Here is a 22277-nt window from a genome sequence, read left to right as displayed (position 1 = left end):
AGTGAAAAGAGAATTTGGCGGCGCCGCGGTCTGCCGCGACGCGCCTTTTTTACGCCTTGGCCGACGGCAGTTTCGACACCAGCCGCAGCGACACCGTCAGGCCTTCCAGCTGGTAGTGCGGACGCAGGAAGAACTTGGAGCTGTAGTAGCCCGGATTGCCCTCGACCTCTTCGACGATGACCTCGGCGCCGGCGAGCGGCTTGCGCGCCTTGTCCGCCTCGGTGGCGGTGGCCGGGTTGTGCTCGACGTAGCGGCCGATCCAGTTGTTCAACCACACCTGCATGTCGCTGCGTTCCTTGAACGAGCCGATCTTGTCGCGCACGATGCACTTCAGGTAGTGCGCGAAGCGGCAAGTGGCGAACAGGTATGGCAGGCGCGCGCCCAGGTTGGCGTTGGCGGTGGCGTCCGGATCATCGTATTCCGCCGGCTTGTGCATCGACTGCGCGCCGATGAAGGCGGCGAAGTCGCTGTTTTTCTTGTGCACCAGCGGCATGAAACCGTTCTTGGCCAGCTCGGCCTCGCGGCGGTCGCTGATGGCGATCTCGGTCGGGCACGTCATGTCGACGCCGCCGTCGTCGGTCGGGAAGGTATGCACCGGCAAGCCCTCGACCGCGCCGCCGGACTCGATGCCGCGTATCTGCGAGCACCAGCCGTAGTGTTTGAACGAGCGGTTGATGTTGACCGCCATCGCGTAGGCCGCGTTGGACCAAGTGAAATCCTTGCTGCCGGGGGTATCGGTGGTTTCTTCGAAATCGAACTCCTCGACCGGATTGCTCTTGGCGCCGTAGGGCGCGCGGCCCAGGAAGCGCGGCATCGCCAGGCCGACATAGCGCGAATCCTCGGAGTTGCGGAACGAGCGCCAGGCCGCATGCTCGGGCGTCTGGAATATCTTGGTCAGGTCGCGCGGATTGGCGAGCTCCTGCCACGATTCCATCAGCATCACGCTGGGATCGGCGGCCGTGATCAGCGGCGCGTGGGCGGCGGCACTGACTTGGGCCATCTGGGTCAACAGCTCGACATCCGGCGCGCTGTTGTTGAAGTAATAGTCGGCCACGAAGGCGCCGTAGGGCTCGCCGCCGAACTGGCCGTATTCCTCCTCGTACAGTTTCTTGAAGATCGGACTCTGGTCCCAGGCCACGCCCTTGAACTTGCGCAGCGTGCGGTGCACTTCGCTCTTCGAGATGTTCATCACGCGGATCTTCAGCGACTCGTCCGACTCGGTGTTGGTGACCAGGTAGTGCAGGCCGCGCCAGGCACTTTCGACCGCCTGGAACTGTTCGTGGTGCAGGATGTGGTTGATCTGCGCCGACAGCTTTCTGTCGAGCTCGGCGATGAGGCCTTCGACCGTGCCCAGCACATCGCCGGAGATCATGGTCGCGCCTTGCAGCGCCTGCTCGGCCAGGGTGCGGACGGCGTCTTCCACGGCGGTGCGCGCCTTGTCGGTCTTGGGTTTGAATTCCTGGCGCAGCAGCGCGGCGAAATCGCTGTGGTCGACTGTTGCGGTCTCGGCCGATAGCGCGGCCGATTCGATGGTGGCTGTGGACATGTTTGTATCCTTGGTGGGTGATCGTGGTTGGCGTACTTGTCGTTGTGCCCCGGCCGGCTTATTCGGCGGCGGGGGTGGCGTCGGCCGGCTTCGGCGCCGAGCCGAGCGCCTGCATCAGCGCCGGGTCTTTCAGCAAGCGGGCGATCAGCTCTTCGGCGCCGGTTTTGCCGTCCATATAGGTCAGCAGGTTCGACAGCTGGCTGCGCGCTTCCAGCAGCTTGCGCAGCGGCTCGACCTTGCGCGCGATGGCGCCGGGCGTGAAATCATCCATGCTCTCGAAGGTGATGTCGACGGCCAGCTTGCCCTGGTCGGTCAGCGTGTTCGGCACGTCCAGCGCCACGCGCGGCTTCATCGACTTCAGGCGTTCATCGAAATTGTCGACGTCGATCTCCAGGAACTTGCGTTCGGCGACCGGCGGCAACGGCTCGGCCGGCTTACCGGACAGGTCGGAAAACACGCCCATGACGAACGGCAATTGCACGGTTTTTTCGGCGCCGTAGACTTCGACGTCATACTCGATTTGCACGCGCGGTGCACGATTGCGAGCGATAAATTTTTGACTGCTTTCTTTTGCCACGACTAACCTCCGTTGATGTGTGTCGATAGTTCCGGCGGCACGGCGACTGTCGCCGGGTCCGCTGGAGTGGTTTGAAACAAATGGTCTATTCCTCGTTGCCATGGCTAATGCCGCTCACTTGCGCCAGCTGCGCCAGCCCTTCCGGCGCCAACTCCCGCATCAGGTCGGCGAAGCCCATGTCCACCAGCTTGCACGCGCGCCGCAACAGCAAAGGCACCGGACTGGAAGGCTCGTGCGCGGCGTAATAGGCACACAGTTTTTCCAGCGCGCGGGTGACATCGGCGCGGCTGCCGATGTGGTCGCCGCGCGGTGCGGCGTTCCCCTGACCGGCCGCCGGCAGCCCGGCCGCACCTTGCGCGTCGTCCGCCGGCTGCCGCTGATCCGCGCCGGCATCGCGCAGATGCGGTTCTAGCGCCGCGCCTGCGCGGCGCAGCAGCGTTGTCAGCGGTGCCAGGTCCAACGCGCTGGCGGCGCCCACCTTGTCCAGCAGGCGCTGTTCGATGGTGCGCGCGCTTTCCGCCGCCGCGTTTAGCGAGGCAAACGTCACCGCAAGCGCGGCCGGCTCCGCTTCGGCGAAGGCGGCGTCGATGACGGCCATCGAGATCTTCTGCTGCCCCGGCAAGGGCGCCGCATCGCTGCCGGCCAGTTCGATATGGCGCAGACTGAAGCTGCCCAGGCCGCGCACTTGCACCAGCGGCGTCTCGCGCAGTTCCCGCAGCAATTCATCCTGCTGGCACAAGGCCGCCAGCACGTTGACGCGCAACATCGGATCGTAATCGTCGTCCGGGTCGAGTTGCGGGTGCACCTGTTCCCAGTACTGCTCCAGCAACGCCGTCAACAGCGTCAGGCCGGCGGCCAGCCCCGGCACGCCGCCCAACCCGAGCTGCGCGCGGATCAGCGCCACCGCCAGCCGCAGGTCGCGGCTGCGTTCCATCAACTGCAACGCCAGCGCGCGCACCGCCGGCCAATCGGGCGGCGTGGCCGGGGTAATCGTGCTGCCGTACTGGACTTCCGGTTTGCCGCGTGCGGCCTCGTCCAGCGCCAGGAACAGCGGATCGTATTCAAGGTTTTCGCCGCATGGCACGGCATCGCTCAATGGCGCGCACAGCGCCGCGATGTCGATCGCTGTCATATCAGTGTCATCAATCATGGTGGTTCCAGTTCCTTTGCATGAGGACTTACGCGCGGAGGCGCGAACTGGACGCGGCTAAATGAAAAAAAATTTAAAAAAATTTTCGCCTCCCAAATGGCAGTGGCGTGGATAACTGCGGTTACCATAAGTAACAGTTTATTTTTAGTGGCGCGCATATAATCGCGCTCGCCCGGCAACCGCGATCCGGTGCTGCGGCCAGCACTTCATGCCACCACCCACCCTGCCTGAACCTACAAACTATGCTTACCCATACACCGGAAAATCAACGGCTGGTCGACCTGCTCCAGCGCGTTTCGCTGCAGGACCACGCCGCCTTCAAGCAGTTGTACGATCTGACCAGTGCCCATCTGTACGGCGTCGCCATGCGCTTCGTGCGCCAGCGTGAGTTGGCGGATGAAATCCTGCAGGACGCGTTTATCAATGTATGGCAGCAGGCGGGAAGTTATGCGGCCACCCTGTCCACGCCGATGACGTGGTTGATCACGATCGTGCGCAACAAGGCGCTGGACCGCTTGCGGAAGGGCAAGTTAGAATCTGACAACACCTCTTCCCTTGAAGATAACAGCCCGGACCAGTATCATGAAGAAGAGGTCGAGCATGCCGACCCGCACGAGCTGTTTGCCGCCGCCACGGAGAAGTTGGAAGTGCACCGCTGTTTGTCCTTGCTGGACCCGCCGCAACGACAATCCCTGGCGCTGGCCTATTACAATGGCCTGTCGCATTCGGAACTGGCGGCGCAGTTGCAAGTTCCCCTGGGCACGGCGAAGGCGTGGATACGGCGCGGGCTCGATCGGCTCAAGAAATGTTTGGAACAGGCGTCGTTGGCACCAAGAGGCAAGTCATGAATTACGAACAACCGGAACTGCTCAAGAAACTGGCCGGCGCCTATGTGCTGGGCACCATGGCGGCGCGCGCGCGTCCGCGCTTCGCGCGGCTACTGATGGAATCGACCCAAGCCCAGCGCGCGGTCGCCGAGTGGAACAATCAGCTGGCCCCGCTGTATGCCACGGTGCCGCCGATTCAGCCGCCGTCCCATATCTGGCAGGCGATCGCCGCCAAGACCGAGCCGGGCGCGGCCAAGACCGCCGCCGTGGCATCGTCGGCCCCGCGCGGCTGGTGGACCGGATTGCGCGCCGCACTCGACGGCTGGGGCCGCGCCGCGGTAGCCTTCGGCCTGGGCGTCGTGCTGACCACCGGCCTGGTGTCGCAGAACGCCCACGTGCTCGGCATGCACCATATGGACGCCGCGCTGCCGGCCAGCTATTTCGGCATCCTCAGCGACGACCAGGGTGAGGCGGTGCTGACCGCGGGCTCGCACCGGCGCGGCGAAACGATCAAGATAAAGCTGCTGAAGCCGCTCGTCATCCCGGCCGGCAGCGTCGCCCGCTTGTGGGCCCTGCCCAAGGACGGCGCGCCGGTCCCCATCGCCAATGTGCCGGCCACGGGCGCCGTCCTGCTGGACCTCGACGCGCCCGCCGAAGACATATTCGCCAAGGTGTCCAAGCTGGGCGTGACCTTCGAGACCGACCCCGCCGCCAAGCGGCCCGGCGCGCCGTTCGTGCTGCTGGGGCATTGCGTCAAGTTCTGGTAAGCCTCGCGCCGTTCCCACCGGCTGGCCGCGGCGATGATGCCGCGCGCCAGCCATCGTTGCCCCGTTTTTTTTCCCGCCCTTGCATCCAGACGCCCACTTGCCGCGTAGATAGCGTTATGCCGTCGTTTCGACGGCGATAACCGAAACAAGGAGCAAGATTGACTACCCATGAGGACGCACCGCCGGCCACCGCCCGGTCCATGCCCGCACGGACGGAGTTCCACGGACTGAGCGACATCGGCGATGTCCGCCGCCACAACGAGGACAGCTTCCTGATCGACACGGCATTGGGACTGGCGGCGGTGGCCGACGGCATGGGCGGCCACCTGTCCGGCGGGATCGCCAGCGCCGGCGCGCTGGCCTCGCTGCACGCCTGCCTGGCCGGCGCGCCCGCGCTGCGCGGCGCCACCGAGGAAGGTCCGGGACGCGATCCCGACGCCACCGCGATCAACCAGCGCTGGCGCCACACGGCCGTGGTGACGCAGGCGGTCGACCGAGCCAACGCGACGCTGTATGCGGCGAACCAGGCCCGGGGCCACGCCGACGGCGCCGGCATGGGCAGCACGCTGACCGGCGTCCTGCTGCTGCCGGAAACGCGGTCGCTGATCGCCTTCCACGTCGGCGACAGCCGGCTCTATCGCTATCGCGACCACGCGCTGGAGCTGCTGACGCGCGACCAGACCGCGTACCAGCTTGCGCTGGAATCCGGTGCGCCGGGTCCGTTGCCACCGCAGAACCTGCTGTTGCAGGCGGTGGGGCCGGCCCCGGCGGTCACGCCGGACGTGCAGCTGTTCGACTGCCGCGCCGGCGACTTGCTGCTGCTGTGCAGCGACGGCCTGCACGGCTGGGTGCCGCATGCCGAACTGGCGCAGTCTCTCGCCCAGCCGGATGTGCGGCTCGAAGAGGCGTGCGCGTCATTGATAGCGCTGGCCAAGCAGCACGGCAGCCGCGACAACATCACCGCGCTGCTGGCGCGCATCCAGTTCTGATGAACGAAGGGCGGCGCCAGCGGGAATGACCATCATGGCGGAGCCGAGGTCCCGTTTTCAAGTCCGGACTTGACGGCCCCCCAATAGCGCTCGCTGACCGGCAGCGACTGGCCGCAACGCAGCGCGACGACATAGCCGCCCTGCTGCCCCTGGCGCAGTCCCAGCACCTCGGCGCGCCTGACCAGTGTGCGGCGATGGATGCGCAGGAATTCGTCCGGGTCCAGGTATCGCACCAGTTCCGTCAGTGTGGCCCGATGCAACAGGGTGCGGTCCGCCAGGTGCAGCTCGACGTAATTGCCGGCGGTCTCGATCCATCGCACGTCCTCCAGGGCGACCTTGTCCATCCGCCCCACCGACCTGACGATCAGTTCACGCCAGAACCCGGGCGCCGGATCGGTGAACTGGCGTAAGGCCCTTGTGTAGATGGCGCGTTGTTCCAGCAGCGCCTGGGCGCGCGACATGGCCTGGTGCAGGCGCCGCTCGTCGACGGGCTTGACGATGTAGTCCAGCGCATGGGCGTCGAACGCCTCGAGCGCGTGTCCGCGGTGCGCGGTGGCGAACACGATGAGCGGCGGCTGTTCCATCCGGCTCAGGGCACGGGCCATCTCCAGCCCGGACTCCTGCGGCATCCGGACATCGAGCAGCACCAGGTCCACTTCATTCGCCTGCAGAAAGCCGCGGGCGGTGGCCGCGTCGGGACATTCGGCCGCCACCGCCCAATCGCCGAGCGGCGCCAGCGCCAGCCTCAAATTGGTGCGCGCGTGCGCCTCGTCGTCGACGATCAGTACTTTAAAAGTCATGCTCAATCCATCACTTGCCAGGGAAGCCGCAGTCCGGCCACGAAGCGGCCATCGACCCGGGCGATATCCAACGACGCCAGGCTGCCGTAGGCGAGCCCCAGGCGGGCCCGGATCCCGCGCAGGCCTATCCCCAGCCCCGCCGTCGGCGCCGATTGCGGGTAGATCGGGTTGCTCACCCGGACCAGCAGGAACCCGCCCTCGCGCGCGAAAGTCACGCGGATATCGCTGCTGTCCGCGTGACACTCCAGGTCATGCCGCAGGGCGTTTTCGACCAAGGGCTGCAGCAGCATCGGCGGGCACTCCAACTCCTCGTCCAACAGATGGGCGCCCTCGATGCTGACGCGCAAGCGCGGACCGAAACGCAGATGTTGCAGTTCCAGGTAATCGCGCACAAACTGCACCTCCTGTTTCAGGCCGACCCAGTCGCGTTCGCTGCTCGACAAGGCATATTGCAGCAAGTCCCCGAAACGGGACAGCCCTTCCAGCGCCAGGGGCTTGTCGTCGGTCCGCACCATGGCGCCGATCGCACTGAGTGTGTTGAAGACGAAGTGCGGCTCCAGCTGTCCGCGCAGCGCGGCCAAACGCTGCCGCTCGAGCGCCAATCGCACTTCGGCCAATTCGCGTGTCTGCTGCTGCCGCTGCTGCCACAGCAGGCCCGCCACCACGACGCCAAACGCCAGGGTCAACAACACGAACACCACGAACCATTCGAATTTACCCATCGAAATCCAGTATTGCCAGGCGTTCGTCAGATTCGGCGTCAGGTCAACCTTGAAGCACCGCCGATAGGCCAGGCCGAGCATCGCGACCGGCCAACACAAGGCCAGGTACAACAGGTAACCGCGAACGATGCGCCGGCGCGTGGCCAGCCAGTCGGGATGGCGCTGATAAATCAGGTAGAGCAGATAGCTTTGCACCATCATCACAGCGTAGCCGCACCACCAACCCAGCGTCATCATCCAGTAACTGCGGGCGTCGAGATGATGCGCCGCATCGCCGTAGGTGCTGATTCCCGCCACCGCGCACAGCAGCGTCCAGAGTCCGAAGTTAATCAAAAAGGCGCGCAATTTAGCGGACATAGGCAGCGATATTGTTTATCTAATTGGCAAAGTATAACAGCCGCCCCCACCCGCTCCGGGCCCATTCGTCCCGCGGAAACAGGTACTCGTCACACGCCGATGCGGCGGCGACCGGCCCTGCGCTACGCTGGCCGCTCCTTAACTTTCGGTCTGCCACCACCATGCGTTTTTCCATATTGCGCCCCATCCCGCTTCTTGCCTTCAGTCTCGCCGCCGTCGCCAGCGACGACACGCCCCCGATGCAGCAAATCGAGGTGCGGGGGCCGGGCAGCAGCCAACCGCGTCGTGACGATGCCGTCGGGCGCATCGTGATCGGCCGCGGCGACCTGCAGCGTTACGGTGAAACGACGTTGGCGGACGCGCTGAAGCGGCAGCCCGGCCTCAGCGTCGTCGGCGGCGAGATACGCATGCGCGGCCTCGGCGCCGGGTACACCCAAATCCTCATCGACGGCCAGCCCGCGCCCGCCAACTTCGACATCGCCACGCTGTCGCCCGAGCTGATCGAGCGCGTCGAGATCCAGCGCAGCGCGCAAGTGGATTCCAGCACGCAGTCGGTGGCGGGGTCGCTCAACATCATATTGCGCAAGGCGGCGGGCGCGGCGCGGCGCACCGCGAAAATCGGCGCCGAACGGCAGGCCGGCGCCACCAGCCCCGCCGCGACGGCCCAATGGATAGGACGCGACGGCGCGGTCGGCTACGGCCTGACCGCGACCGCCAGCGGGACGCGGCGGCGCGAGCGGACCGCCATCGGCGAACAGGCCAGCGACGCCGGTGTCAACGCGGTGCGCCGCCTGGAGGATGGGGATCGCAACCGTACCCGTCGTCTCAGCGCCGCGCCGCGCGCCGACGTCAAGCTGGACGGCGGCAACACGTTCACATGGCAGGGACTGGTCGACCTGTCGCATATCGATGCGCGCGGGACGCAATCCGAGCACACGCTGCAAGGCGTCCCCACCGCGTCTCCCGATTCCAACTGGCGCGGGCTTTTTAAAAACCGGTTGGTGAAGTCGGACGTCGCCTGGCTGCGGCGCTTCGACGCCGGCAGTCTGACGCTCAAGGCGGGCCTGGAGATCAGCAACCGGGACGGCGACTACCTTTTCCACGGCATCGACGCCGGCGGCATTCCATGGCTGAACCGCGCGGTCGTCTCGCGCGCCTACGAGCGCCGCGCCACCACCAGTGGAAAATACCTGACGCCGCTGGCCGCCGGCCACGACATCGCGATCGGCTGGGACGCGTCCCGGGTGCGGCGCGAGGAAAGCCGCCATCAGCGTGACACCACGCCCGGGGAGCCGGACGGCACACCCATGTACAGTCTCGATCAAGACTACAACGCGAGCGTCGGGCAAGCGGCGCTGTTCGCCCAGGACGAATGGAGCGTCACGCCGCGCCTGCAAGCGTATCTGGGCTTGCGCTGGGAAGGCCTGGAAACGCGCACATGGGGGCCGGGCAACGCCGCGACCGCGTCCCGCGTGTGGAGTCCGGTGGCCCAGGTCCTCTGGAAGCTCCCCGACAGCGCCCGCGACCAGCTGCGCGTTGCGCTCGCGCGCACCTACAAGGCGCCGCAGCCGCGCGATCTCGTGCCGCGCCGCTATACGGTCAACAACGACAACGGACCGACGCAGCCCGACTACCAGGGCAATCCGTCGCTTCGCCCCGAGCTGGCCTGGGGCTTGGACGCCGCCCTGGAGTCCTATTTTTCGCGGGATGCGATGGTCAGTGTGTCGGCATATGTGCGGCGCGTACAAGACGTGGTCCAGCTCAGGCTTTGGCAGGAGAATGGCGTTTGGATCGGCGGCCCGGCCAATGGCGGTGTCGCCAATGTGCGCGGCGTGGAAATCGATGCGCGCGTCCCGCTCAAGGCGGCATCGGCCGGCGGCACGACGATCGAGTTGCGCACCAATCTAAGCCGCAACTGGTCGCGTATCGACGGTGTGGCCGGCCCCGACAACCGCCTTGGCAATCAGGCGCCATTGACCGCCAACCTGGGGCTGGATCTGCGCATGCCGCAAGGGCGCGGCGCGGGCGCGAATTTCCGCTTTGTCGGCGGTTGGCGGGCGCGGACAGCACAGTCCCTGGTCCAGGAAACCGGCGTCGTACGGGAACTGGAAGCCTATGCGACCTGGCCGGCCGCCGGTGGCCGGTTGCGCCTGGCCGTGGCCAACCTGTTGCAGTCGACGCGCCACACCGGTCAACGTTATGACGACGGTCTGTACGCGAGCACCCGCCTGTCCTCAGCCGCGCAACGCCCGCTTGTTCGACTCCAGTACGAGTTGCAGCAATAAGTCCGCAGCGCCGGGCACGGCTTGGCCGTGGCGCAAAGCTGTGCGATACTATGGATCGAAGACCGCGAAAAACGGCCGTCCGAATCCTGTGGCTATCACGCCGCCCGATAAGATGGCCGCGCACACGCCGACCGGCAATCCCGCCGGATCAGCCAGCGTTTCCCCCGACATCCGTCGGAACTTATTGCGAACAGGCCCGCTTGCGGATCTGCTCGTATTTATTGGAACGCGCCATGAACCAATCTCCCACCAAATCAAAGTCCGCCTCGAACTCCCGCATCGCCATCGTCGGCGCCGGCCTGGGCGGATTGACGCTCGCCCGGGTGTTACACATCAACGGCATCGGATCGACGATCTACGAAGCGGAGCCGTCGGCCGCCGCCCGCGCGCAGGGCGGACTGCTGGACATCCACGAGTACAACGGCCAGCAAGGACTCAGGGCGGCCGGCCTCCACGAAAAATTCCTCGGGATCGTGCTGCCGGGCGAGGATGCCAAGCGGGTGGTCGACAAACACGGCAACGTCCTGCTCGACAGGCCCGGACTGGGCAGCCTCGCCAGACCCGAGGTGGACAGGGGCGAGTTGCGCCGGCTCCTTATCGAATCCCTGCCGCCCGAAACGATTCGGTGGGGCCGCAAGCTTGCCGCGACCGCGCGTCCGGGCGGGTCGCAAACGGAGTTGGTGTTCGCCGATGGCTCGTCGGCGACATGCGACCTCGTGGTCGGTGCCGATGGTGCATGGTCGCGGGTGCGCGCCCTGCTCTCCGCAGCCCGGCCGGCGTACGTCGGCACCACGTTCATTGAGACCAGCCTTTTCGACGGCAATACGCGGCACAAGGCCAGCGCGGAGGCGATCGGCCGGGGCACGCTGATGGCGGTGGCGCCCGGGCAAGGCATCCTGGCGCACCGATACGCGAACGGGACCTTGCACGCCTATATCGCGTTGAACCGGCCCGAGGCATGGATAGACGCGATCGATTTTGGCGATCCCTCGGCGGGACTCAGTCGCGTCGCCGACGAGTTCAAGGACTGGGCCGCGCCGCTGCGCGCCCTGGTCACAGGCGGCGAGACCGCGCCGGTGGTCAGGCCGATATACGCGCTTCCCGTCGCCCATCGATGGGAACGTGTTGCCGGCGTCACGCTGGTGGGGGATGCCGCCCACTTGATGTCGCCGTTTGCCGGCGAAGGCGCCAACCTGGCGATCTACGACGGCGCCGCGTTGGGCAAGGCGATCCGCGCCCATCCCGACGATATGGAGGCCGCGCTCGCCGAATACGAACGGGACCTGTTCCCGCGCAGCGCATCGGTGGCCGCGCAAACGGCGCGCAACCATCAACGGTTCTTCGGACCCGACGCGCCCCGCAGCGTCCTCGAATTGTTCACCGGACGCTAGTGGCCCTGTCTCCGCATGGACGGAATTTGCAGCCGCCAGCGGTGTTGTGAGACCATGGAGACTCCCCTCGGACCGGAGAACCCATGCCAGCCTATCCGCAACATCACGCCATTACGTCCATCGCCGGCCTCGAGGCGTTGTTCGCCCCGCCAGCGACCGCGTCGATCGCGAAGGAAACCGCGTCCATCCATCCCCACTACGGGACGCTGATCGCGGCCTCGCCCTTCGCGGTGCTGGCGACGAACGGCCCGGACGGCCTCGATGTCTCGCCGCGTGGCGACGCGCCCGGCTTCGTTGTCGTGGAAGACGACACGACGCTGCTGCTGCCTGAGCGGCGTGGCAACAATCGCATCGACAGCCTGCGCAACCTGGTCGTCGATCCGCGCGTCGCGCTGCTGTTTCTCATTCCCGGGCACGGCGAGACGTTGCGTGTCCAGGGCCGGGCGAGCATCGTCGTCGCGCCGGCATTGCTGGAGCGGTTCGCCGTCAACGGCAACGCGCCCAAGTGCGTGCTCGTCATCAAGGTGGAGTCGGTGTTCTTCCAGTGCGCCCGCGCGGTGTTGCGGTCACGCCTGTGGGATGCCGCGGCGGCGGTGCGCGGCACCGCGCTGCCGAGCCCCGGCGCCATCCTCGCCGCCCTCAGCGACAACGGCATCGATGGGGACAAATACGACGCGGAGCTGCCGGCCCGCCAGCGCACCACGCTGTATTGAGCGCGCCGGCAATGCCGTTTAAGCGATCTGCGTGAGCAACAGGGCCGCCGCTTCCGCCGACGAGGCCGGGTTCTGGCCGGTGATCAGCAGACCGTCGCGGACCACGTACGATCCCCAGTCCGGACCTTTCGAATACACGCCGCCCTTGGCGACCAGCTCATCCTCGACCAGGAACGGCACCACGTCGGTCAGGCCGACGCCCTCTTCCTCGGTGTTGGTGAAGCCGGTGACTTGCTTGCCTTCGACCAGCGGGCGGCCGGCCGGCGTCTTGACATGGCGCAGCACGCCTGGCGCGTGGCAGACCAGCGCGACGGGCTTGTTGGCGGCCAGGAAGGATTCGATCAGCGCGATCGAGTGGCGGTCCTCCGCCAGGTCCCACAGCGGGCCGTGCCCCCCTGGATAGAAGACGGTGTCGAAGTCGGCCTGGTCGACGCTGTCCAGGCGCACCGTGGCCGCCAGTTGCGCGGTCGCGGCGGCGTCGGCCTCGAAGCGGTGCGTCTGCTCGGTCTGGAACGATGGCTCGTTGCTCTTCGGGTCCAGCGGCGGCTGGCCGCCCAGTGGCGAGGCCAGCACCACTTCCGCGCCGGCGTCCTTGAAGGCGTAATACGGCGCGGCCAGTTCCTCGAGCCAGAAGCCGGTCTTGCGGCCGGTGTTGCCCAGGGTGTCATGCGAAGTCAAAACCATCAGTACTTTTTTCATGTTAGTTCTCCAAAGTTAAGCTAAAAATCACAATGTATTTCACTAATAATAGACCGGTCGTCTAGATAGTGATCAAAAAAAAGCAACCTACGAGATACGGTCCTTCCCGCCCTCAACGGCGGAAAAATCTCACCTGGCACCGGGTTGCTGCACCTTCTCGTGTGTCCATGGGAAGTACTTTAGCATCCATTAGACCAGTCGTCTACAACTATTTTGAAAAAAACCGGGAAAGCGGCATTTCCCGGTTGAGCCGCGCTAGCGCCTAGCCCGCCGACCAGCCGCCGCCGATCGCCTTTACCAGCTGCACGCCGGCCTGGCGGTAGCGGGTGGTCAGCTCCAGTTCGCTGCGGGCCGACTGCAGATACGCCGTTTGCGCCGTCACAACCTCCAGGTAGCTGGCCGCGCCCTCGTCGTAGCGTTTCTTGGCCAGGTCCAACGCGCGCTTTGCGGCGGCCGCCGCCAAACGGTCGGACTTGGCCGCCTCGTCGTAGTTGGTCAGCAACGACAACTGGTCTTCCACCTGCTGGAAGGCGGTCAAGACCACCGAGCGGTAGCGCTGCCCTGCTTCGTCCAGCACCGCTTCGGCGTTGGCGATCTGCGCTTTGCGTTTGCCGCCGTCGAGCAGGCTGACCGCCAAGGTCGGACCGACTGCCCAGAACAAGTTGGATACCTGCGCAAAGCGGCCAAAGTCGCTGGACTGGAAGCCACCCGCCGCGTTCAAGGTCAGCGATGGGAACAGCGCCGTGCGCGCCACGCCGACCTGGTCGCTGGCGGCGGCCACGCGCAACGCGGCGGCGGCGATGTCCGGGCGGCGACGCAGCAGCTGCGACGGCAAGCCCGGCGGCAGCACCGGCGCGATGAAGCCGTTGTCCGCCGGCGCCACCGCGAAGTCGGCCGCATTGGCGCCGACCAGCGCGGCGATCGCATGCTCCTGCACGTTGCGCTGCGCCTGGCGCTGGCGCAGCAGCGAGCGGGTCGATTCAAGCTGGGTTTCGGCGCGCGCCAGGTCGAGGCCGGAGGCGCTGCCGCCGTTGTGGCGCTGCGTGACCAGGTCCACCTGGCGCCGGTAGGCGGCTTCGGTCTCGCGCAGCAGCTTGAGGTCGGCGTCGGCGCCGCGCAGGGCCAGCAACGTGTCGGCCAGCTGCACTTGCAGCGACAGGCGCGCGGCCGCCAGGTCGGCGTCGGCGGCGCGTTCCTGCGCCACCCCGGCGCTGACCTGCTTGCCGATGCGGCCCCACAAGTCGACTTCGTAGCCGAGGTCGAATTCCAGCGTGCCGCTGTCGTACTCGCTGGGCGAGGTGGCGCCGCGCAGCGGTTTCAAATCGGATTGGCGCAGGCGCTGGCCGTTGAGCGAGGCGCCCAAAGTCGGCGATTGCGCCGCGCGCAGCACGCCGGTGGCGGCCTGCGCCTGGCGGTAGCGCGCCAGCGCGCTGGCCAGGTCCGGGCTGTTGGCGATGAGCTGGCGTTCCAGCTGGTCCAGTTGCGGGTCGGCGTACATGGTCCACCAGTCGGCCGGCAGCATCGGCGCCTGCTCGTTGGCAGCGGACCAGCCGGGCGGCACATCGCGGAAGCTGCCGGCCATCGGCACCGCCGGCGGCGCCTGCACCGGCGCCTCGGCGCATGCAGCCAGTGCCAGGGTCAAGGTAGTGACGTAGAGGAGCTTCACGGCTTGGCCTTGGCATTCGTGGTGGCGCCGGCGGTGGCCGCCACGCGGACCAGGTCGCCGGTGGCGACGCCGTCCGGCGGATTGGCGATCACCTGGTCGCCCTTGTCGAGGCCGGCGGCGACTTCGACCGCGTTGCCGAGGTCGCGGCCAACGGTGATCCGCTTGACCACCACGCGGTTGTCCTTGCCCAGCACGGCCACCTGGGTGCCGGCCTTGTTGAAGATCAGCGCGCTCGGCGGAATACTCAGCGCGCCGCCCGACAGTGGCGCGTCGAAGTGGATCGACGCGTAGCCGCCCGGCAGCAGCTCGCGGCTGTCGTTGCGCACGGTCAGTTGCACCAGCATGGCGCCGGAGTTGGCGTTGATGGCCTGCGACAGCGACTGCACGGTGGCGGTGTACACCTTGCCGGCACGCTCCGGCACCGTCAGCTCGGCCTGGTCGCCGACCTTGATGGCGGCCACTTGCCGCTGCGGCACGTTGACGTAGACGCGCAGGCGGCTGATGTCGGACACCACGAACAGCTCGCTGCCGGGCGTGCCGCCGACGTTGATCAGGGCGCCGACGTCGGTGTTGCGCGCGGTGACCACGCCGTCGAACGGCGCCACCAGGCGGGTGTAGCGCTGCAGCGCCTGCACGCGGTCGACGTTGGCCTGCATGGCGTTGACGGCCGACTGCTTGGCCGCCAGGTCGCCGGCCTTTTCATCGGCCTCCTGGCGCGAGACGGCGTCCGCCGCCAGCAGGCCCTGCCAGCGCTTGGCGGTGCTGGTCGCCAGCGCCAGATTGCTGCGCGCGCTGGCCAGTTCGGCCCGGGCCTGCAGCAGTTGCTGGTCGAGGTCCGGGGTTTCGATGTCGGCCAGCGTCTGGCCGGCCTTGACCGGCGCGCCGATGTCGACGTTCCAGTTCTTCAGGTAGCCGCTGACGCGCGCGTAGATCGGCGCGCGCGCCCACGGTTCGATGCGGGCCGACAGGTCGATCGAGGCGCCGGCCGCTTGTCCGGCCGGCAGGATGCTAACGGCCGGCACGAGGGGCGCGCTGGCTTCCTTGACTTGCTGCGCCTGCGAACGGCGGCTGATGACGCCGGCCGCGACCAGCGCGACGGCGAGCACGATCAGACCGAGGGCCAGCGGCTTGTGCCCCATACGGGAGGTGTTAGTTGGCATGGACAGGTGCTCCGGAAACAGGTTGGTCGTTATGCGGCTGCGGGGACGGCGAGGCCTTGGTCCCCGGCGCGTGTTTTTTGTGCACGATGCTGAACACGACCGGCACGAACAGCAAGGTGGCGGTCGTGGCGAAGATCAGGCCGCCGATGACGGCGCGGCCCAGCGGCGCGTTCTGCTCGCCGCCGTCGCCCAGGCCCAGCGCCATCGGCAGCATGCCGATGATCATCGACAGCGCGGTCATCAGCACCGGACGGAAGCGCACCGAGCCCGCTTCCAGCGCGGCGGCGGTGGCGTCGCCCAGTTCGTCGAGGCGTTCGCGGGCGAACGAGATCACCAGCACCGAGTTGGCGGTGGCCACGCCCATGCACATGATGGCGCCGGTCAGCGCCGGCACCGACAGCGTGGTGTTGGTGGCGAACAGCATCCAGACGATGCCGGCCAGCGCCGCCGGCAGCGCCGAGACGATCACCGCCGGATCGAGCCACGACTGGAAGTTGACGACGATCAGGAAGTAAATCAGCACCACCGCGCCCAGCAGGCCGAACAGCAGGCCGGAGAACGCGCGGTCCATGGTCTTGACCTGGCCCAGCATCTGCGCCGACGCCCCCTTGGGCAGCTCGGCCCTGGTTTCCTCCAGCACCTTATTGATGTCCTTGGCGACGGCGCCGAGGTCGCGGTCCTGGGTGGTGGCGTAGATCTGCACCATCGGCGCGATGTCGTACTGGCTCACCAGCGCCGACGCGGTGCCGCGCTGGAAGCGGGCCACGCCGCCCAAGGTGGCGCCGCCGGTGGTGGCACCGTTGCCGACCGGCAGGTTGGCCAGCGCCGACAGCGAGTCCAGCTGCGGTTGCGGGGTCTGCATGACGATCGGGTAGCTGACGCCGTTGGCCGGGTTGAGCCAGAAGGTCGGCGCCACCTGCGACGAGCCGGCCAGGTTGACCACCATGCTGTTGGTGATGTCGCGCGTGGTCAGGCCCAGTTGCTGCGCCTGGCTACGGTCGACGTCGACGTTGAACACCGGCGACTTGTTCGATTGCTGGATGCGGGCGTCGGCCACGCCGGGAATGGCGCGGATGCGCTTGAGCAGCTTCTCGGCGTAGACGTAGTTGTCGTCGATCTTGCCGCCGCGTATCTGCACGTCGATCGGCGCCGGCGACCCGAAGTTCAGGATCTGGCCGACGATGTCGGCCGGCGGGAACGAGAAGGTGGTGTCCGGGAACTCCTCCGGTAACACCTTGCGCAGCTTGCGCACGTACTCGGCGGTCGGCGCGTGCTCCTCGCCCAGCGCGATCTGGAAGTCGCCGTCCTGCGCGCCCATCATGCCGGTGTTGTTGTAGACCATGTTGATCGAGCTGGCCGGCATGCCGATGTTGTCGGTCATGGTGACGATCTCCCCGGCCGGAATCACGCGGCGGATCGCCTGGTCGATGCGGGCGAAACGGGCGGCGGTTTCCTCGATGCGGGTGCCGACCGGCACGCGCACGTGGATCAGCACCTGGCCGGAATCGACCGACGGGAAGAAATTACTGCCCAGGAAAGGCACCAGCACGAAGGACGCCGCCACCACCAGCAGGAAGCCGGCGACGAAGACCGGGCGGTTGCCGATGGCCGAGTGCAGGATGCCCATGTAGCCGGCGCGCACCTTCTCGAAGCGCGCCTCGAAGCCGCGCTGGAAGCGCACCAGCGGGTTGCCCGATGGCGGCGGCGCGCCGTGGCCGCCGTGGGCGTGGGCATGGCCCTCGCCGGTGTCGTGCGGTTTGAGCAGGTAGTTGGCCATGGTCGGCACCAGGGTCCGCGACAGGATGAACGAGCAGATCATCGCGAAGATCACCGCCTCGGCCATCGGCACGAACAGGAAGCGCGACACGCCGTCGAGGAAGAACATCGGCACGAACACGATACAGATGCACAGCAGCGAGACGAAGGCCGGCGTGACGATCTGCGCTGCGCCGTCGAGGATGGCGTTTTCGACCGGCTTGCCCTGCTCCAGGTGCCAGTTGATGTTTTCGATGGTGACGGTGGCGTCGTCGACCAGGATGCCGACGGCCAGCGCCAGGCCGCCGAGCGTCATCAGGTTGAGCGACTCGCCGATGGCCGACAGGGCGATGATGGAACCGAGGATCGACAGCGGGATCGACACCGCGATGATGATGGTCGAGCGCCAGCTGCCGAGGAACAGCAGGATCATCAGCGACGTCAGCGCGGCGGCGATCACGCCTTCCGACGCCACGCCCTTGATGGCGGCGCGCACAAACACCGACTGGTCGTTGATCGGCGTGACCTTCAGCGCGTCCGGCCAGCCGGCCTTGAGCGTGTCGATTTTCGAGCGGATGCCGTCGACGATGGCCAGGGTCGAGGCCGAGCCGTTTTTCAGCACCGACATCAGCACCGAGCGGCTGCCGTCGACGTGGACCACGTTGGTCTGCGGCGCGTTGCCGTCGTGGACGTTGGCGATGTCGCCCAGGTAAATGGTGGCGCCGTTGACCACCTTGACCGGCAGGCGCGCCAGGTCGGCGATGGCCGACGGCGCACTGTTGAGCTGGATGGTGTATTCGAGCGTGTCGATTTTCTGCGTGCCGACCGGGGTCAGCACGTTTTGCGCCGCCAGCGCGTTGGCGATGTCCTGCGCCGACAGGCCGCGCGCCTGCAGCAACGCCGGGTCGACGTCGATCTGCACCTGGCGCTGCTTGCCGCCGTACGGCAGCGGAATGGCCGCGCCCGGCACGCTGACGAGCGGCGTGCGCACGGTGTTGGTGCCGAGGTCGGACAGCTGCTGTTCCGACAGGCCCTTGCCCGACAGCGCCACCTGCAGGATCGGCACGGTGGCGGCGTTGTAGTTGATGATCAGCGGCGGCGTGATCCCGGCCGGCATCTGCTTGAGCAGCGCCTGCGAGATCGCCGTCACCTGGGCGTTGGCCACCGCGACGTTGACGCCGGGCTGGAAGAAGATCTTGACGATGCTCACGCCGGTGTAGGTGTTGGCCTCGATGTGTTCGATGTCGTTGACCGTGGTGGTCAGCGCGCGCTGGAACAAGGTCGACACCCGGCCGGCCATCTGGTCGGGCGGCTGGCCGGTGTACTGCCACGCCACCGCGATCACCGGGATCTTGATGTCGGGGAAAATGTCGGTCGGCGTGCGCAGCGCCGCCAACGGACCGGCGATCAGCAGCAGCAAGGCCATGACCACAAAGGTATAGGGACGCCGGAGCGCCACGCGAACGATATCGATTAACACAAAGGACCCCCAGGGACGAACCGGCCCGACGTGACGGCGCGGCGCAGCATTTCGCATGACGCGGCAAGCTCGCGCGGCCGTGGGCGCGCTCATCGATGCCGGGAGACGCGGATGCTGCGGCGCGACGAAACGTCGGACAATTGCTACATTAGTGAATCAATTTTAGCCGTTTTATCGTTGTTCCCGGCCTAAGAATTGTTTCTGTTATGTATCAACTGCGGTGGCGGCCGGAATTCTCCGGCCGGCGTGCGGTTGAACGGCCCTATCAGGCGCCCTGGCGTGCCGCCCGGCGCCACCCCTGCGCGGCGATCTGGTCGGACACGTAGCGGGCGATCAGCGCGTGCTCGAACGGCGTCGGGTGGGCGTAGTCGGAGAACATGTAGCGGGCGACATTGGGCGCCGCCAGATTGTTGGCGGTGCAGACCAGCGAGCTGGCCCCGAGCGCGTTGGCGCCGCATGCGGGCGCGGTGGTATTGGTCAGGCCGTGCCGCGCGGGATTGGCGACCTGGTCGCGCGTGAAGGACCGGAGATCCACCTGCAAAATCCGTGTGCCGCCCCCCAGGCCGGATTTCAGCGCGCCGTTGAACGCATCGACCATCTTCTCGACCACCTGGGCGGTCGCGGCGTCGAGCGGCCGCAGCGCGGGAATCGTGCCCAAATCCGGCAAATTGCCCACCACGACATGCGCCGCTCCCTTGTCTACGATCTGTGTATTGACGATGGCGGCCAATTCGCTTCCCGCCACGCCCATTCGCGAGATCACCGCCGGGCCGTTGGCCGCGACGTGCCCGGCCGCCGCCTGCGCGCCGGCGGCCGGTCCGCCCGTCGCCGCTGCGGTGGCTGCCGCCGCAGCGGCGCCGGCCCGCAGCTCGTCGAGCAGCACGAACGCGTCGTTGGCGCCTGCCAGCACCAGCACGATCTCGGTGCCGCTGAACTTGCCGCCGCTTTTGACCAGGTGATTGGCGACCTGCGTGGCCACCGGCACGGTCAACGCGCCGAGCGCGGAACCGGTGGCCGCATTCTGCGGGCCGATCGGATTGGTGATGCGCGCGCCGCCTTGCGCGTAGTTGTAGCAGTTGGCATGGTTTTGCACCGAGACCGAGAAACCGAGGGCGGCGCTGCCCTGCAGGCCGGTTTGCGCCGCGCAAGGGACCGGCAGGCCGAACTGCGACGCCAGCACATCGACCCAGATCTGCCCGGTCAGCGCCGTGTCGGTGGCGCGGCTGTCGCCATTGATGGTGAACTTGCCGCCGCCCTGCTGCTTGACGGCGCCGACGGCGTACGTGCCGACATCGGAAAGGCTGTCGCCGAAGGTGACCTGCCGGGTAAAACGGTCCGCGGGCGGTTCGCCGCCGGGGCCCGAGTCGTTACCGCCACAGGCGGCCAGTATGGCGCAGGCGGCGGCCGCCAGCGCAAATCGTGTATGACGCATCAATAACTCCTAAAGGGTGAAAATCGGCAAAACCGACGGCCCGCGATCGCGCCGCGATCCGGCAGTGTCTTCCGAGAAAAATGGCGAGGCCGGGTGGTGGCAAGGCGCGTTCGTCGGCTTAGTTGCCGCAGTTCGCACTTGCTCGCCGGTCTCATTCGACATACGCAGGCAGGTGATGTTTGGACGCACGGATCATCGAGCCCGCACGCACGCTGGCGATCGATGAGCTGCCAGCAAGACGCAAGGCGGCTCCGCACATACTTGCGTTTTACCGCGCGACGTTGTTCTCCAAAAAAAAAGCCCCTGAAAATCAGGGGCTCGATCTCATCCTTTTCCCGCCTAAGGCGAATCGCCCTTGGCCATCTGGCCGAACACCTCGTCGCGCCGCACCCAGGCGTGATACAGCGCCGCGCCGAGGTGGGCGAGGATGGTCAGGAACAGCAGGTACGCCAAGGCACCGTGCAGGGGACGCAGGAAACCGTACGTCTCGGGGCTATGCGGCAGGATGGCCGGCAGGTGCACGCCACCGAACATCGGTATCGGATAGCCGCCGGCCGACAGCATGGCCCAGCCGATCACCGGCATCGCCAGCATCAGGCCATACAACAGCCAGTGCGACGCGTGCGCGGCGAATTTCTGGATCGCCGGCAGGTCGGCCGGCAACGCCGGGATCGGACGGCTCAGGCGGTTGACCACGCGCACGATGGCCAGCAACAGAATGGCGATGCCGAGCGGGCGATGCAGGTCCAGCAATTGGGCCCGGTACTGCAGCGAAACGACCATGCCGGCGCCGGCGAACAGCATGGCCAGGATGGCGACGGCCATGGACCAATGCAGCACCCGGGCGAGAAGATTGAAGTGGCGTGGGCGGTTCATCGTGCGCTCCCGTTCTGGCCGATAGGTTGGGCGGTCTTGCCTGCGCTAATTTCGCGCTCGCGCCGGTTGAACGACACGGAGTACGCCGCCGAGCGGGCATGCAAGATCGGATCGTCGCTGCCGGCGATGCCGTCCGGCAGTATCAAAGGATCGAAATTGATGTCGCGGCAAGGACCGTTCGCCTGCGGCTCGGCATGGGCCAGGGTCAGCGTGCCGATGGTGGCCTCCTGCCGCGTATCGGGCCAGGCCTGCGAGGGGTCCGTGATCGGATCGCCGGGCGCGGCGACTTGCACCACCATGTCCCAGAGCAGCGGGCCGGCGGCGAGACGCCGGTTCAGATCTTCGATGAGAAAATCGGGACCGGCCGCCTTTAGTTGGTCGGGGGTCATCGCCACGAACGGCGCGCGCGGACGCATCGACCAGCGCACCATGCGGTCGGTGCCCCCCGCGTCCGTCAGGCGGAACGCGTTGACGCCATTGAAACGGGTGCTGCCCAGGCTATCCGACCTGGGGGCCGATTTCGCCCACGCCTGGAACGCGGCGATCTCCGGATGCGCGGCCAGCACGGCCTTCATCTTGGCCGGGTCGGGCTTGCCGGTGGCCGGATCAGGCGCGCCGGCCTCGTTCATGGCCTGGAATGCCTGCGGCGTGGCGGCGGCGAAGAAAGGAAAGCTGTTCATCGCGATGCGCCATTCCTGGCCGTCGTCGGTTTTCAGCTGGACGGCCATGCCGCGCACCGGGGAGGCGCCGTCCGGCGCATACGGGTTGTTGGACGACGCGGAAAAGCGGCCGATGACGGCGATCGACGGCTGCGAGAACGCGCGCGCCGTCGACAGCTTCGCCGCTTCGGACGTCGGCGCGAAGGTCCCCGCGAAGCACACGCCCTTGCTGTGCGCGCGCCGGAAACCGGGCGCCTGTTTCCCCGACGTCTCGGCGAAGTCCATCATTTTTTGCGGTGTCAGGTTGTCGTTGCCGAACCAGCCGCCCACCCACGCGAACAGCGCGACGAGGACGGCCAGGATCAGGGCGATGGGTAACAGCAGCAGCATGGAGCCACGGCGAGGCGTGGGCGTGGGGGTGGGCAT

At 66.9% G+C, this 22277-nt stretch carries 18 protein-coding genes; 6 read left to right on the top strand and 12 right to left on the bottom strand.

The genetic code is table 11. The annotated features are described in order from the left end of the window. Positions 1–49: 49 nt before the first annotated feature. The 3 genes from tssC to tssA all read right to left on the bottom strand — a co-directional run bounded on the left by tssC (position 50) and on the right by tssA (position 3273). Positions 50–1546, bottom strand: coding sequence for a type VI secretion system contractile sheath large subunit (gene tssC / locus MRBLMU1_RS03340; RefSeq protein ID WP_363496991.1), 1497 nt, complete (start codon positions 1544–1546; stop codon positions 50–52). 58 nt (positions 1547–1604) lie between these two features. Further along, positions 1605–2123 (bottom strand): type VI secretion system contractile sheath small subunit, encoded by a 519-nt coding sequence (gene tssB, locus MRBLMU1_RS03335; protein ID WP_363496988.1) that lies wholly within the window; start codon positions 2121–2123, stop codon positions 1605–1607. Between the two features lie 85 nt (positions 2124–2208). Then, the gene (gene tssA / locus MRBLMU1_RS03330; RefSeq protein WP_363496985.1) at positions 2209–3273 is read right to left on the bottom strand and encodes a type VI secretion system protein TssA; all 1065 of its coding nucleotides are present in this window, start codon (positions 3271–3273) and stop codon (positions 2209–2211) included. Positions 3274–3515: 242 nt separating this feature from the next. Between tssA and MRBLMU1_RS03325 the strand changes: the two genes are divergently transcribed. From MRBLMU1_RS03325 to MRBLMU1_RS03315, 3 genes are all read left to right on the top strand, one after another. Beyond that, a complete protein-coding gene (locus MRBLMU1_RS03325) occupies positions 3516–4121 on the top strand; it encodes a sigma-70 family RNA polymerase sigma factor (protein WP_363496982.1) in 606 nt (201 codons plus the stop codon). Further along, entirely contained in the window at positions 4118–4867 is a 750-nt protein-coding gene (locus MRBLMU1_RS03320; RefSeq protein ID WP_363496979.1) for an anti-sigma factor, read from the top strand. Before MRBLMU1_RS03325 ends, MRBLMU1_RS03320 begins: the two co-directional genes overlap by 4 nt. A gap of 158 nt (positions 4868–5025) precedes the next feature. After that, complete coding sequence (locus MRBLMU1_RS03315; RefSeq protein WP_363496977.1) at positions 5026–5856, top strand: PP2C family protein-serine/threonine phosphatase; 831 nt, start codon at positions 5026–5028, stop codon at positions 5854–5856. A gap of 32 nt (positions 5857–5888) precedes the next feature. Here MRBLMU1_RS03315 and MRBLMU1_RS03310 read toward each other — a convergent pair whose 3' ends face one another. Next, a complete protein-coding gene (locus MRBLMU1_RS03310; protein ID WP_363496974.1) occupies positions 5889–6656 on the bottom strand; it encodes a LytR/AlgR family response regulator transcription factor in 768 nt (255 codons plus the stop codon). Positions 6657–6658: 2 nt separating this feature from the next. Continuing rightward, positions 6659–7735 (bottom strand): sensor histidine kinase, encoded by a 1077-nt coding sequence (locus MRBLMU1_RS03305; RefSeq protein ID WP_363496971.1) that lies wholly within the window; start codon positions 7733–7735, stop codon positions 6659–6661. Between the two features lie 161 nt (positions 7736–7896). On the opposite strand from MRBLMU1_RS03305, the gene MRBLMU1_RS03300 reads away from it, so the two are divergent. The 3 genes from MRBLMU1_RS03300 (at position 7897) to MRBLMU1_RS03290 (ending at position 12124) form a co-directional block, all read left to right on the top strand. Next, on the top strand, positions 7897–10020 hold the full coding sequence (locus MRBLMU1_RS03300) for a TonB-dependent receptor plug domain-containing protein (RefSeq protein WP_363496968.1): 2124 nt from the start codon (positions 7897–7899) through the stop codon (positions 10018–10020). A gap of 233 nt (positions 10021–10253) precedes the next feature. Next, positions 10254–11411: an FAD-dependent oxidoreductase gene (locus MRBLMU1_RS03295; protein WP_363496966.1), complete on the top strand. Its 1158-nt coding sequence runs from the start codon at positions 10254–10256 to the stop codon at positions 11409–11411. A gap of 83 nt (positions 11412–11494) precedes the next feature. After that, the gene (locus MRBLMU1_RS03290; RefSeq protein WP_363496963.1) at positions 11495–12124 is read left to right on the top strand and encodes a pyridoxamine 5'-phosphate oxidase family protein; all 630 of its coding nucleotides are present in this window, start codon (positions 11495–11497) and stop codon (positions 12122–12124) included. 18 nt (positions 12125–12142) lie between these two features. Here the strand turns inward: MRBLMU1_RS03290 and MRBLMU1_RS03285 are convergent, their stop codons facing one another. From MRBLMU1_RS03285 to MRBLMU1_RS03255, 7 genes are all read right to left on the bottom strand, one after another. Then, a complete protein-coding gene (locus MRBLMU1_RS03285) occupies positions 12143–12823 on the bottom strand; it encodes a type 1 glutamine amidotransferase domain-containing protein (protein WP_363496960.1) in 681 nt (226 codons plus the stop codon). A gap of 262 nt (positions 12824–13085) precedes the next feature. Continuing rightward, positions 13086–14489, bottom strand: coding sequence for an efflux transporter outer membrane subunit (locus tag MRBLMU1_RS03280; protein ID WP_363496957.1), 1404 nt, complete (start codon positions 14487–14489; stop codon positions 13086–13088). Next, entirely contained in the window at positions 14486–15649 is a 1164-nt protein-coding gene (locus MRBLMU1_RS03275) for an efflux RND transporter periplasmic adaptor subunit (RefSeq protein WP_363496954.1), read from the bottom strand. The genes MRBLMU1_RS03280 and MRBLMU1_RS03275 overlap by 4 nt, the downstream gene beginning before the upstream one ends. Further along, entirely contained in the window at positions 15639–18884 is a 3246-nt protein-coding gene (locus MRBLMU1_RS03270; protein ID WP_363496951.1) for an efflux RND transporter permease subunit, read from the bottom strand. Before MRBLMU1_RS03270 ends, MRBLMU1_RS03275 begins: the two co-directional genes overlap by 11 nt. A gap of 265 nt (positions 18885–19149) precedes the next feature. Continuing rightward, the gene (locus MRBLMU1_RS03265; RefSeq protein WP_363496948.1) at positions 19150–20316 is read right to left on the bottom strand and encodes an SGNH/GDSL hydrolase family protein; all 1167 of its coding nucleotides are present in this window, start codon (positions 20314–20316) and stop codon (positions 19150–19152) included. A 339-nt stretch (positions 20317–20655) separates the two neighbouring features. Then, on the bottom strand, positions 20656–21192 hold the full coding sequence (locus MRBLMU1_RS03260; RefSeq protein WP_363496946.1) for a cytochrome b: 537 nt from the start codon (positions 21190–21192) through the stop codon (positions 20656–20658). Further along, on the bottom strand, positions 21189–22277 hold the full coding sequence (locus MRBLMU1_RS03255; RefSeq protein WP_363496944.1) for a catalase family peroxidase: 1089 nt from the start codon (positions 22275–22277) through the stop codon (positions 21189–21191). The genes MRBLMU1_RS03260 and MRBLMU1_RS03255 overlap by 4 nt, the downstream gene beginning before the upstream one ends.

The sequence above is a fragment of the Burkholderia sp. LMU1-1-1.1 genome, from assembly GCF_040675865.1.
Lineage (GTDB): Bacteria > Pseudomonadota > Gammaproteobacteria > Burkholderiales > Burkholderiaceae_D > Rugamonas.
This window is presented reverse-complemented; position numbering and strand designations above follow the sequence as displayed.

Excerpts from the sequence above, each read along its gene's own strand:
- tssC (WP_363496991.1), bottom strand. The coding sequence starts at position 1,546 with ATGTCCACAGCCACCATCGAATCGGCCGCGCTATCGGCCGAGACCGCA.
- tssA (WP_363496985.1), bottom strand. The coding sequence starts at position 3,273 with ATGATTGATGACACTGATATGACAGCGATCGACATCGCGGCGCTGTGC.
- MRBLMU1_RS03325 (WP_363496982.1), top strand. The coding sequence starts at position 3,516 with ATGCTTACCCATACACCGGAAAATCAACGGCTGGTCGACCTGCTCCAG.
- MRBLMU1_RS03320 (WP_363496979.1), top strand. The coding sequence starts at position 4,118 with ATGAATTACGAACAACCGGAACTGCTCAAGAAACTGGCCGGCGCCTAT.
- MRBLMU1_RS03310 (WP_363496974.1), bottom strand. The coding sequence starts at position 6,656 with ATGACTTTTAAAGTACTGATCGTCGACGACGAGGCGCACGCGCGCACC.
- MRBLMU1_RS03305 (WP_363496971.1), bottom strand. The coding sequence starts at position 7,735 with ATGTCCGCTAAATTGCGCGCCTTTTTGATTAACTTCGGACTCTGGACG.
- MRBLMU1_RS03300 (WP_363496968.1), top strand. The coding sequence starts at position 7,897 with ATGCGTTTTTCCATATTGCGCCCCATCCCGCTTCTTGCCTTCAGTCTC.
- MRBLMU1_RS03295 (WP_363496966.1), top strand. The coding sequence starts at position 10,254 with ATGAACCAATCTCCCACCAAATCAAAGTCCGCCTCGAACTCCCGCATC.
- MRBLMU1_RS03290 (WP_363496963.1), top strand. The coding sequence starts at position 11,495 with ATGCCAGCCTATCCGCAACATCACGCCATTACGTCCATCGCCGGCCTC.
- MRBLMU1_RS03285 (WP_363496960.1), bottom strand. The coding sequence starts at position 12,823 with ATGAAAAAAGTACTGATGGTTTTGACTTCGCATGACACCCTGGGCAAC.
- MRBLMU1_RS03275 (WP_363496954.1), bottom strand. The coding sequence starts at position 15,649 with ATGCCAACTAACACCTCCCGTATGGGGCACAAGCCGCTGGCCCTCGGT.
- MRBLMU1_RS03265 (WP_363496948.1), bottom strand. The coding sequence starts at position 20,316 with ATGCGTCATACACGATTTGCGCTGGCGGCCGCCGCCTGCGCCATACTG.
- MRBLMU1_RS03260 (WP_363496946.1), bottom strand. The coding sequence starts at position 21,192 with ATGAACCGCCCACGCCACTTCAATCTTCTCGCCCGGGTGCTGCATTGG.
- MRBLMU1_RS03255 (WP_363496944.1), bottom strand. The coding sequence starts at position 22,277 with ATGCCCACCCCCACGCCCACGCCTCGCCGTGGCTCCATGCTGCTGCTG.